The 12,030-nt window shown below is 63.4% G+C and carries 8 protein-coding genes and 2 pseudogenes; 4 read left to right on the plus strand and 6 right to left on the minus strand.

What is annotated here, in order from left to right; genetic code table 11:
- The first annotated feature begins 272 nt into the window (after window positions 1–272).
- From CBI38_RS34280 to CBI38_RS40195, 3 genes and pseudogenes are all read left to right on the plus strand, one after another.
- Window positions 273–2,255 carry a cutinase family protein gene (locus tag CBI38_RS34280; RefSeq protein WP_109335887.1) on the plus strand — a complete coding sequence of 661 codons (1,983 nt, stop codon included), beginning with the start codon at window positions 273–275 and terminating at the stop codon, window positions 2,253–2,255.
- Window positions 2,256–3,723: 1,468 nt separating this feature from the next.
- Window positions 3,724–3,863 (plus strand): annotated as a pseudogene (locus tag CBI38_RS34295) (transposase); the annotation flags it as partial.
- 209 nt (window positions 3,864–4,072) lie between these two features.
- Entirely contained in the window at window positions 4,073–4,195 is a 123-nt protein-coding gene (locus tag CBI38_RS40195; RefSeq protein WP_257792496.1) for a hypothetical protein, read from the plus strand.
- 660 nt (window positions 4,196–4,855) lie between these two features.
- On the opposite strand, the gene CBI38_RS34300 is transcribed toward CBI38_RS40195, so the two are convergent.
- The 5 genes and pseudogenes from CBI38_RS34300 to CBI38_RS40995 all read right to left on the minus strand — a co-directional run bounded on the left by CBI38_RS34300 (window position 4,856) and on the right by CBI38_RS40995 (window position 9,644).
- Complete coding sequence (locus CBI38_RS34300; protein ID WP_109335889.1) at window positions 4,856–5,341, minus strand: hypothetical protein; 486 nt, start codon at window positions 5,339–5,341, stop codon at window positions 4,856–4,858.
- A gap of 90 nt (window positions 5,342–5,431) precedes the next feature.
- Complete coding sequence (locus CBI38_RS34305; protein WP_109335890.1) at window positions 5,432–6,742, minus strand: serine/threonine-protein kinase; 1,311 nt, start codon at window positions 6,740–6,742, stop codon at window positions 5,432–5,434.
- A 216-nt stretch (window positions 6,743–6,958) separates the two neighbouring features.
- Complete coding sequence (locus tag CBI38_RS34310) at window positions 6,959–7,483, minus strand: hypothetical protein (protein WP_162603374.1); 525 nt, start codon at window positions 7,481–7,483, stop codon at window positions 6,959–6,961.
- A gap of 474 nt (window positions 7,484–7,957) precedes the next feature.
- The gene (locus CBI38_RS39800) at window positions 7,958–8,200 is read right to left on the minus strand and encodes an Lsr2 family protein (RefSeq protein ID WP_257792497.1); all 243 of its coding nucleotides are present in this window, start codon (window positions 8,198–8,200) and stop codon (window positions 7,958–7,960) included.
- 269 nt (window positions 8,201–8,469) lie between these two features.
- A pseudogene (locus CBI38_RS40995) lies at window positions 8,470–9,644 on the minus strand (IS30 family transposase).
- Between the two features lie 545 nt (window positions 9,645–10,189).
- On the opposite strand from CBI38_RS40995, the gene CBI38_RS38670 reads away from it, so the two are divergent.
- A complete protein-coding gene (locus CBI38_RS38670; protein WP_204165023.1) occupies window positions 10,190–10,360 on the plus strand; it encodes a hypothetical protein in 171 nt (56 codons plus the stop codon).
- Window positions 10,361–10,650: 290 nt separating this feature from the next.
- Here CBI38_RS38670 and CBI38_RS34330 read toward each other — a convergent pair whose 3' ends face one another.
- The gene (locus CBI38_RS34330) at window positions 10,651–11,748 is read right to left on the minus strand and encodes a PDDEXK nuclease domain-containing protein (RefSeq protein ID WP_109335894.1); all 1,098 of its coding nucleotides are present in this window, start codon (window positions 11,746–11,748) and stop codon (window positions 10,651–10,653) included.
- Window positions 11,749–12,030 lie beyond the last annotated feature (282 nt).

Consider the following 12,030-nt stretch of genomic DNA (forward strand, 5'->3'; position numbering starts at 1 on the left):
TTCCCTTGTTGCGCCCCGTTTAGCCTGATGTCAACGGTCGCTCGCGACACTTTGTGTCGCCATTCCGGCGATGACAAGAAGACACGCACATTTTCCGCACTCCTGGCTCGAGCGCCGTCCTACCGTGCCCGCCAAGGCCATACGACTGCCGTCCTGATTACGCCACTGCCGACACGCCCGACCGCGTGCGGGGGTCGTCGCTGGTAGAAGGACCGCTACCTGACACTGACAGCCGGAAAACCCTCGGTTGCAGTGCGATAGGAGTCCGGAAGATGGCACGGTTCGCCAGAGGTGGGGTCGCGGCGATTACCACCACCGCAGTCTTATGCGGGACCGCGCTCATCTCAGGGCCCGCGATCGCGCATGCCGACCCGGCCAGTTGCTCGTCGACGTTCAACCTGTTCATCCCCGGTACATGGGAGACCAACGAGCACGCCGACCCGAACCGGCCGGTGGGCATGCTGGCTCCCGTCGCGGAGGCGATCAAGGCGAAGAACGGTGCCCGAGCGCAGGTATACACGCTGCCGTACATGGCGCGCGCGTTCGACAACGGCCACACCTACGCTGACAGCAAAGCCGACGCGGTCAGCAAGGCCACCGCCGTGCTGAAGAACTACGCCGACAAGTGCCAAGGCGCGAAGATCACCATCACCGGCTACTCCCAAGGTTCCGATGCTGCAGGTGATCTCGCGTCGGCAATCGGAAACGATCGAGGGCCGGTCGACGCGGACCGGGTCCTCGGTGTGGCGCTGCTCGCCGATCCCGGTGCGGGCACGAAGGGCGCCGCGACGGTCGGGCCGAAGACCTCCGGGCAGGGGATCGCCGGTCCCAGAGAGCAGGGCATGGGCAAGTTGTCCGGGCGGGTCGCCTCGATCTGTGATCCGAAAGATCTGTACTGCTCGATCCAAAAGGGTGCCAACCCGTTCCTCGGATCGCTCGGATCGATCCTGTCGAAGACCCCGGGTGCCACCGATGCCGGAGGTGGTAACGCGGCAGTGGCCACCGCGCTGACCTCGGATTTCACCGACGCTGACCTGCCCGGTCTCGGCTCGAACCTGGACGCGCTCGGAAAGCAACTCTCCGGCATCGATTACGGCGGCTCCGTCGATGTCGCGGAGGTCGCTGACACTGCGACCTCGCTGTCGAAGACCCTCAGTCCCCTGGCCGAGCTGCTCCAGTCCGGGGCCGCCAACAGTGCCGCCACCACGGGCCTTGCCGCCGCCCCGGCGGGCACGCCGGAAAACGCGGCCGCGCAGGTCCTCACCACAGCCGGCCACGCGGACCTGACCGGTGCACTGGACTCGATTGCCACAATCGCGAACACCGCGGCCAAGCTCTCGAATAGTGGCACCACCACACTGCCCGCCACCGACCCGCAAATCTCGCAGCTCTCCACCACCGCCGCGTCACTCGGTAGCCAGATCGCGCCTGTGGCCACCACACCCGCAGATGCCCTGTCGACCGCGTCGAGCGTGTTGTCGGTCCTCAAACCGACAGTCGTCGTCGAGCAGGCCCTCAACGTGGTCACCGGCATCACCGCACTCGACATCCCGAAGATCCTGCACAACCTGATCGTGCTCCCACAGAGAATCGCCGCCGGCGATGTCCGCGGCGCCCGGGACGCCGCCCGAGAGCTGAACGTGCACTTCGCGCCGCTGGTGAAGATGGCCGCCGCCGTCGACCTGAAGTGGGTCTCGCAAATACTCTCGATCATCCCGGACCCGACCGGCTACACCCAGATCGCAGCGCTGGTCACCAGCATTCTCGGCAACGTCGACGTGATCAAGCTGGCCAACATCGCCGGCCAGGCCCAGGAAATCGCCTGGGCCGCCGCGGACAAACTCTTCCCACCACCCGGAGTGCTACCCGACCCCCTCGGTGCCGCCGCGCAGACCGCGGCGTTGATCCCCCTCGGCCTCGAACTCGCCTCGGTGGCCGCGAACATGCTCACCGGCAAAGCCAGCAAGACCGCCCCCGCGCTACTGGGCAAGCAAGCCAACCCCGTAGGAAACGCGATCACCACGCAAGCTCAAACCCTTGACCTGCAAGGACTCTCCGGATCGGTGTCCACGATGGCGCGCTCGCAGGGGGCCGAGGATCTCGCCACGGTCGTCGGCGAGGGCCTGAACGCAGCCAGCTTCTTCGCCTCCGGTGCCCACCAGAGCTACCACACCCTGGTCGTCGACAACGCCGGCCGCAACGCCATCCAGTGGGTCTCGGACTGGTTGAACCTGCAGATCAACCGCGCCGTCTGACCATCCCGACACCGTCCCCAGTCGAATAGGAGCACCGAATTGGCCCCTCGAGCACATCGTCCCACCGCGCGCTGGGTGACCTGCCCACACTGCAGCAAACGCACCTACTTCACACGCAAAGACGCCCGCGCAGCCCGCACACACCACGAAAAGCGACAGGGCCTATCGATCTATCCCTGCCCACACCAAGGCGAAGACCGCGACGGCTTCCACGTCGGACACAGGCCCAAGAGTTTGACCCGCGGGACAATCGGCCGCGGCAACCTTGCTGCAAGCCAAAGAGAATCGCCCCATCACCAACACCGTGCAACCGAGGATGCATCGCGACGTCGATGAACGCTACCGGAACGCTGACCTCCCCGAACTCGGGCAAAGGACCATCAACGCATCGGCACCGCCTACACCGAGCACACAGTGGTCGTCCATGGCACCCGCGACCGCGAACGACGAGACGAGGACATCCGACCGACTACCCGACGGCACTGGTGGAGCCGAAGCCGGCATCCGAACGCAACAGCGGCGATATTGCGGGCCGCGCGGCACCTCGGCGTTGCGCAGTATCTCGGTGTTGCATCGGACTCGGCCGTTGCACAGAACCCCAACGTTGCGCCGCGCACTACTAAAGCCGTTGCGCAGTTCGCCGACGCCGCAACGGCAGACCACTCCTCACTCGTCGGCAGCCATGAGGCCGCAGCGGTCGGACCTGAGGATTGCACTGGCGTTGTGGATGCCGCGTAACCAACCGAACCGAACCCAGATGACGTAACCAACGTTGCAGCCCTTACCGAAGAGCACGCACGCAATGCGCTGGACGGACACAACGCCGATGCACTGAAGGCCAGTAATGCGCCGGAGGACTCGCAAGAGCCTTTCGTGTTGCCGGACGAGGCCCAGACCATCGAGAACCTCCTCGACTTCATCGACACGTGCGCCGACTTCGAGCCTGTAGTGAAGGAGACGGCCCGACTGCGAATCCTCGAACAGCACAGCTACGCAGAGATCGCCACGCTCACGCGGGCCAAAGCCGCAAGCACCGCAATGCAAGGTTGCGCAACGCGCGGTCGACGCCGGGTTCCGGACGCCCCCGTTGCCGCAGTTCCAGGAGATGGCGGACGGACGCATTGCTGGCCTGATCAGAAGCCTGTCCGTGCTGAAGGGCACGTGACCCGTCACAGATAAGCCGCTGGGTGGTTCAACCCGGGCCGGTGCCGCCCTGACCCTTGCACCCGAAGGAGCGCGAAGGCCCATGACCATGGTGGCAGAAACCGTTGATGCCGTCATCGGCGGCGACACACACCGCGACACCCACGCACTGGAGATGACCTGCGGCAACGCTCAATCCGCAGTACACATTGGTTGGTGCACCCTGATCACCCGCCCCCGGCAAGGCGGCGACGGACGGGTCGTGCTGTCCGACGGCTCGACCGGGGAGACCACTAGAGCCACAGTCATGACCGTCGCCCGCGCCGCCGACTGCCTGTGCGGCGCCGGTTTCGGTGAACGCTCGGAAAACCGCACTAACCCAGCCGCAACGGATACCGGCACCGCGATTTCGACACCCGCGCCGGCACTCTCGACGTCGCGATCCCCAAGCTGCGGTCTGTTTCGAACGAACATGTCGGAATCCTCAGCACGGTCGCTATCCCAAAAGACGATCCGCTTGCAGTGACGCCCGCAAATCCCCCGGGTTCCAGGCATCGGACACGGGCTGCCAATGCCACCGGCGTCCCGCGTCGGGCGCCGTCCGACGAACAACGGAGGGTCGTAGTGTGCGCCGCGAGTCTTTGCACCTCGCATCGCGAGAGAAAGTCGGCACAATGAGCGACGAACAGGACCCGGCTCGGTCCGACGACGATCACACGGTGGCTCTGCTCGCCCGCACCCGTACCCAGTGCCAGGAATATTCGGACATCGTCGGCGTCGACGGCGCGGCGGGATAACCCTCTGCGCGTCGGTCTTGAGCCGGCCAACGAACGTATCGCAGCAGACGATTACGCCGTCGAGCGAGGGAGCTGGATGTTGCCAATCGCGATGACTGGTCCTTCGCTGCTGTTGGATCGCTGGCTGCTGCGCTCGATCAGGACTGCGGGTAGTCGTTCCCGGTCATGTAGCGACAGACCGCGCGGTGGAGCGGTCGGTCCCTCTCCCAGAGCGGGGGTCTCCTGGGTGCGATGATCGACTGCGCTGCAACCGTCCGCGCGTATTGATGGCAACGCCGTGGTGGTCCGCAGACCCAATAGCGTTGTCGTTCGACGTCAACCGAGCGAGAGAGAGGCCAAGGTCGACCGCACAGCATGCAGGTTACGGTCTCGCGGGATCTCACCCCCTCGCGGTCAGTCACGTTGTCGTCCTGTCACCTTGCCCGGTTCGTCTGGGCTGTTCGGATCGGACTGGATGAGCGCGCGATGAGCGCGAGTTGTCGGGTCGAGCGCACTAGTGTTGTCCCGCGGATCGCCACCGAACTCTGATGCCCCTGCGTTGTCTGCCATCTCGAACGCCTCGTCGATCCCCCGTGGTCTGGATCGATCGTTGCGCCAAACGACGACGTGTCCAGACAGACGAGCGCCCTGCTGCTCGGCGGAGCAGCAGGGCAGCTAGCCTCAGTCGAAGGTGGGCGCTTCGAGTGACCACGCAGTGACGTCAGACAGCTTGACTCGCAGGTGGGGGACGAAGCCGACGGATGGGAAGGGACCTCGATTGCCCAAACCCTGAACCTGAACATTCTGCAGGGTGATGAATCGGGGCGTGAAGATGTCGTCGTTTCCGTTCTCGGCGTCATCCTTCGGGAAGGAAACCTCCTCGGCAAAACCTTCCATCATCTTGGCGAAGACGTCAGCTATAGGCTTCATCTCGTGGTTCTCCGGTTGGTCGCTGAACTCCTCCGCGATCCGGGCGAAAAAGGACTTTGCACTCACGACAGTCCCGCGAGCGGTGCCCCATGGCAGGTACAAGGTAAGGCCGAAACCCGCGTCAACCCGATTCGCGAAGTCGGCGATGGACTGGAGGTACGGGTCGGGGGCTGTAAACGGATTTACGACCTCGGTGACGTCGATCTCGTTTGTGATGGTGGAGACTGGTTCGGTCATGATTTACTCCAGGCAGGTGTGGGTGTGAATTTGGACCAGTGGGTAGAGGCGAAGGCCCTTCTGTGCCTTCGCCTCTACCATGCAGCGCTACTACGCGGCGTTAGCCTCGAGCGCGTTCAGCACGATCTGAGGCATCGACTGCTGCCTGAGATACGTTGCGACGAACTCGGCGCTGTCCTGGTCCTCGCGGAGGACGTCGGCGACGACTTGTGCGAACCCGGGGATCTTGACCGCCTTGACAACAACCGCAACAAACACATTGCGGACGTACCACCTGTTGTGACTTGCGCCGAGTTCGAGAAGCCGAGCAATCAGCAGCCGACGACTCGTGAAATCCGTGGTTGCCGAGTACGCGAGCGCCATGAAGTCTGCAAGCTTGTCACAGAAGGAAAAAGGGTGGTTTCCGTAGGCGAACTGGTCAAAGTTAACGAGCACCTGCGCGAATTCCGACGGCGCGTGCTGAGCGAGCGCCTTCATGGCCTTCGCTGGCAGCAGCGGGACGAACTGCAGGTAGAGCGTCGAGTCCTCAGGATTGCGCACGAGAACCTCTGCGAGGGTATGCACTGCCTGCGGGTCGTCAGCCATGATTTGGCCCAGCGCCTGCTTGGCCTGTTCTTCAGGCGATGACAGCAGGGACGCGTCACTTGTGACCAAGTTCAGCGCCTGCGCCAGTTGCCCAGCAGTCGCGTACCGCTTGCCAGGGTCCTGATCCAGGCATCGATGCAGGATGTATTGGTATTTGGCCGGCGCCTTGCTGACATCGGGCGGGAACCAATTCGGCGTAATCCCCGTAGAGAGTTCGTGAAGGATCTTACCGAGAGAGTAGACGTCAGCAACCGGTCCGACGTCGTGAGCATCGTTGAACTGTTCCGGCGCCATGTACTCGGGTGTTCCCATTGCGAGCCGCGAACGCGTGATGCGAGCGCTATTGCTAAGCAGTCGCAGACCCAGTCCGAAGTCGGCCAGACGAGGAACGTCATCGAAGAACAGGACGTTCTCCGGCTTGAGATCTCGATGCACGACGCCTTCGTTATGCGCGTAGGCCATAGCGTCCACGATCTGGCCGAATATCCGCTGGACCTCATCGTCGGGCAGACCATTTGGGTTCTGTCCCAGGCGGCCGCGAAGCGAGCCATCAGCCCAGTCCATCGCATAGAACGGACCGCGGGCTTTGCTCGTTCCTGAACCCCGAACGTTGACCACGTTGGGATGTTGAAGTGACATCTGGCAACGGATTTCGCGCAAGAAGCGCTCCTCCGAGGTTGCAGGATCCGGATCAAGCGGGTCCCGCTTCATGAACTTCAGAGCGACCTTCTGATCGCCGGGATCAGTCCGCGCTTCCCAGATGACACCCTGTCCATTGTTGAGGCAGTCCAGCTGCCGAATAACCTTGTAACGCATTGCTTTAACTCCATCTGGGCAGACGCCTGCCCGGTTAGGTCTTGCTGCAAGCTGATGGCTGCATGATGGAGTGTTGCGTGCGTCACTCTTGCGGAACGGCAAACATTAGATACACTTCTGTCAAGCAGCCAATACACCCCGATGGGTGCTGCGGTGGAGTCTCGGAGCTGTTTCAAACCGGCAAAGTATGTGCAGTTCCGAGACTCAGTCAGTTAGTTAGAACGGTGGTTCGTCCTCCTCTCGCTTCTTAGCGGCCGGCCTGAATCGTTGCGCCGACTCCTTACCTGTTGTACCGAACCGGTTCGGACGACTCTGTGGGCCAGAGTCCCATGGGTTATCGTCCGTTAGTGGCCGCCAGTCGATCTCCGCTCTGTTGGCAGCCTTAAGCTCGTGCTCGGACTCCGGCGGCGTAACGTCCTCGAACTCATTGTCATCGGCGAGTACGTAGACACCACGCTTATCTGAAGTGCGTCGGAGTTCCCCGTTGGCTGCCATGCGAGCCAACGCGGCACGGATGACGTTCGCCGGATCCTTCGAGTCGGTCGTCCATCCCGACTTTCTGAGGTGTAAGTGAGCATCCTGGATTGTCATCGGCTTCCGGTTGCTCTTGAAGGCGTCGAGCAGCATCTCGTTTGTCGAACGCGTGTCCTCATCTTCCTCGTCGGACAACGCACTCAAAGCCCGCTCGACACGTCGAGTCTCGGAGGTAAGCCAGCGTTTGTACTCGCGCAGCTCCTCCACTATTGCGTCCACTCGGCTTTCGGGCATAAGGAATAGTAGCACCGCGGCAGGGCCAGTAGCAACTTTGTCAAGTTTGAATCTGCTTGATGTGTCGGACGCTTGCACGGCACTGCTTGGTCTGGTTCGGACATCTACTACTTCTAGTAAGAAAACTCCAGCTGGGGGCCTAGATATAGTGGTGGTGTCCTCGTGGCATCGATCATGACATTGAGAGTTATGATGTGAGTCACACCAGTCGGAACGTAGCGTTTTTCAAACGTGCCCGACCTGACGCTTTAGTAAGGTGTGTCACGTTCACTGCGCTCATGTGGCCGCTCTTCAGTGATCCGAGTGTGTGGGAGCAGATGTCAGAGGCACCACCTACCGAGGTTCTTTCAGCGCAGGATTAGCGGCGTGTCGTCTTGACAAATCCCACGGTCTTGAAGGGGCCGACCGTATAAACGTGACTCGACACACGCTTGCGGACTGCGCTGGTCAGCGAGTTCCAGTCAACGATCGGCATTCGGGACGAGCCAGTGAGGGTTCCGTTAACGGCGACGACGGCCCATGCGCTGCGTCGAACGCTTCTTGGATCTCGGCGGGGATCCGGCCGCGTGAGGAAACTTCGTAGCCGCTCGTGGCCGCCCACTCCCGCACGTCCCGCCTTACCCCAGACGGTCCCGCTCGACTCGTCGTGTCGACGTGAGAGTTCGGGCAGTGTGAATCGGCGGAGTTCACGCAGGGTGGCAAGCCGGTCTCGACTCGTCCCGTCGAGGGCTTTTAGCGTGGGAAGCCGCTGGCACCTCGTGGTGTCAGCGGCTTCGTTACCTGCTCGGGCACGCTACGCACTGTAGGTCTGACCCGGTCAGGGTGACGGTGCCCGCCAGCGCGCCTCTCGGCAAGTGGTCGCTCGAAGCGACGATTCTGTCAACGGCACCTGAAAACTGACCCCTTTCCGGCAGGCGGGTTCAAGGGCGGATTCGAGCGGTCGTCGCAACACCGTCGGTTCATGGTGCCAGACTTTCGGCGAAAACCTGTGCCGGTGTTCGCCAGTCGAGGTTCTTGCGCGGCCGGTTGTTGAGACGATCCTCTACTGCACGCAGCGTCTCGGGGTCGTGAACGGACAGATCGGTACCCTTGGGGAAATACTGCCGGAGCAATCCGTTCGTGTTCTCGTTCGTGCCACGCAACCACGGTGAGGCCGGATGCGCGAAGTAGACACCGTCGGCGAACAGATGGCCGAACAGATCATGACGTGCCATCTCCGAACCCTGGTCCCAGGTCATAGTCCAGCGCGCATGCTCGGGAATCTGCTCGAAGAGCGCACCGAGTGCCTCGGCGAACGGTTCGGCGCGATGCCCGCCCGGTAGATGCAGGAGCCGGACATAGCGGCTGCGTCGCTCGACGAGCGTGCCGATCGAGGACCTACTCGACCGGCCGACGATCAAATCCCCCTCCCAATCGCCGGTCCTACTGCGGGTTTCGACCACAGCGGGACGCGCATCGATCGACTGGGACGGAGTGATAAACCGGATCCGACGCTCGTCGGCTCTCCGCCGGCGGCGCCGCAGCGGACGTCTGGTGCGGAGCTTGGTGGTCAACGTGCGGCACAAACCGGACCGGCCGCTGTTGTGTACAGCGCCTGATAGATGGTTTCGTGGCACACGTGCCAGCCGGGACGGTCAGGATACTCGGTCCGCAGCCATGCGGCGATCTGTTCCGGGCTCCACTCGGTCTCGAGTTTTTCCTGCACCTTCGCCCGAAGATCCGGGTCGTCGAGCAGACGGCCCCGGCGGGGGCGGAGTGAGCGCCCCGTGGCGCGGGCGTGCGCCAGGGTGGCGTCATAGCCCCCGCGATCATGCGGAAAGGTGTTGCGCTGCAGCCCCCGACTGACCGTCGACGCCGATCGGCCCAAACGCCGGGCCACCTCCCGGATCGAGTGCCCAGCGGCTCGCAGCGTGGCGATGCGCTGGCGTTCGAGCAGACTCAGATACCGGCTCGATCGCGCCTCGTCGGCCAACCGTACCGGCGGAATCCCACCGCACTCCGCCCGCCATCGGTAACCGGTCTTGCGTCCGATACCGAGCTGCCTGCATGCCTCGATGCTGCCGACACCGCCGGCGAGCAGCGCCCAGTACCGCGTCTCCAGCTCGAGTCGCCGTTTGCGTCCTCTTCGTCCCATCCGCACACTCCTCTTCTATCAGGAGTGTTGCGACCAATACTTGAACCCGCCTGCCATACCGTGTTCAGTTTTCACGTTCCGTCGACAGGGCGTTTCAGTCGGCGAGGATTGACGTGCACTGAGAACGTCCCGGTTCCGCGACCACCGGCACTATTGACCGTGCAACTCACCAAGGTCTGACCTACCGGGAACCTGTCGCCAGACGTGCGGTCGCAGCCCTCGAAGACGGTTCCGGGCAGATTTGCAGGCGTGGGCCATGTCACCGCGGCCGTGCCCGATTGGTCCGCATCGGTGTGATGACTGAGCGATGGTCGAGAAGATCGCACGCGCCCATTCGGCGGGCTCCGCGGGCGGCAGATGTCGTAGCCGACCCGTCTCGGCGTCGAGGGTGTGCACGAGGACCGCGACGGCGAACCCGGCCACGGCGGGGAACGACTGCTCGCCGCGACATCGAACGCCGGCGATGGACGGTGGATGCCTCGGTCCCGCCGTCGCCGGGCGGCAACAAGTTCGGATCACCGCCCTCCTCAGGGCAGGATGAGACCGTGAGCGACCGAAGTGCAGCAGACCTCGAGCGTGAATTCGCCATGCTCGCCTATGTACGCGACCGTCTCCGGGCTTCGGAGGGCGAAGACGTCCGTATCCCGACCACTGCCGTCGACCAGGTTCTCGATGAGCTCAACAGGCTCGAACGATCGCCGTGGGATCCGAACTGATTTCTATCCGTGCAGAGTCGAGCAGCGGGGACCGGCTGGCGGCCGCCACGATGCAGCATCGGGAGTCTCGAATGAATTCGTCCCGCGACAGGTCCCCGCACCCGGTGCGGGCGAGTATCACCGACCGCCTCAACCGGTACGCCCGACAGCACGGCTAGAACATCACCCTGGTGCGCCGCCGATTCGTCATCGACCGCTTCCTGACCCGCGTCGTCGATGCCGACCTCGGACGGGTGAATCCTCAAGGGTGCCTCGGAATGTGGTGCTGGTCGATATCGCGTGGGCAGTGGTTATCGCGTGGGCGAGCTCAGCTGTCGGTTGCCGGTCCGGGGGAGGGTGGTCTGGGGGTTGTTTGGGTGTCGGACGTCTCGGATGGCGTCGGCGAGGTCGGCGGCTGTCGGCAGGGCGGGCCGGACGTCGGCGGGCAGGGACCGGTGTGTGGTGTAGGTGCTGACGGCGAGCGGGGAGTCCAGACCGCGAAGCGCGTATTCGACGACGATGTCGTCGCGGTCGGCGGCGAGGAGGATTCCGATGGTGGTGCCGTCGCCGTGCTCGGGTTTGCGGAGTAGGTCATCGACGGCGTTGACGTAGAAGTTGAGCTTGCCGATGTGTTCGGGCTCGGCGTGGCCGATCTTGAGCTCGAAGACGACGAAGCGGCGCAGGCCCAGGTGGAAGAACAGCAGATCGGGGTAGTAGTCGGAGTTGCCGACGGTGAGCTTGTACTGGCGTCCGACGAAGGAAAAACCACCACCGAGCTCGGTGAGGAAATGGGTGAGTCGGCCGATGAGGGCATCTTCGAGGTCGCGTTCGCTGTAACCGGCGTCGAGGCCGAGGAAGTCGAGGTTGTACGGATCCTGCAGGATTTCGTGGGCGAGGTCGGATTCGTGCGCCGGCAGCGTGGTGGGGAAATTGTTCGGTGCAGCCCCCACCCGCAGATGCCGATCCGAAGTGATGTGATGGACGAGTGTGGCGCGGGACCAGCCGTGATGAGCGGCCTGGCTGGCGTACCAATCGCGGACACTGGGGTCGGGGAGACGGTCGAGGAGGACGAGGATGTGTCCCCACGGCAATTGCGCAGCAGGGTGCTGCGCAATTGAGTCGGGGTATGCGGTGGCAAGGGTGCGCATGTAGACCAGATTGCGTTGCGACAGTCCTCGCATGCCGGGGAACTCGGTGCGCAGGTCGTCGGCGAGCCGGGCAATGACCCGGGCACCCCACCCTTCCTCGCTCTGCCGAGCGCGGATCAGCTTCCCGATCTTCCAGTACAAGATGATCAGTTCGGCGTTGACCTTGCGAGCAGCATGGACGCGGGTGGTGCGGACCTGGGACTTGATGTCCTCGAGCAATGCGCCGTACCCGGCGGGCTCGATTTCTTCTGATCGACTCATCGTCGCCAATCTTCTCCCATCCGACCGACAAGTGGTGCAGCCGGGCGTGCAGACATACATCCGGCCTCGGTATCGACCTCGGAGGCACTGGCTGGTCGTCGCTCCTCGAGAAGAGGAAAGACGCGGGGAACCGGCATTTACGCAGCAAGCTGCTGCGCAAATGGGCAGGCCGAGGGTAAGGACATCACGATCGCGGCTCGTGCGATCCGATGTGATGACGGCGGTGCCGCACCCCCCGAGGTGTGGTAATCGTGATGGAGCCACCTGTGGGCGGGGGACGGT

This window comes from Rhodococcus oxybenzonivorans, assembly GCF_003130705.1.
Lineage (GTDB): Bacteria > Actinomycetota > Actinomycetes > Mycobacteriales > Mycobacteriaceae > Rhodococcus_F > Rhodococcus_F oxybenzonivorans.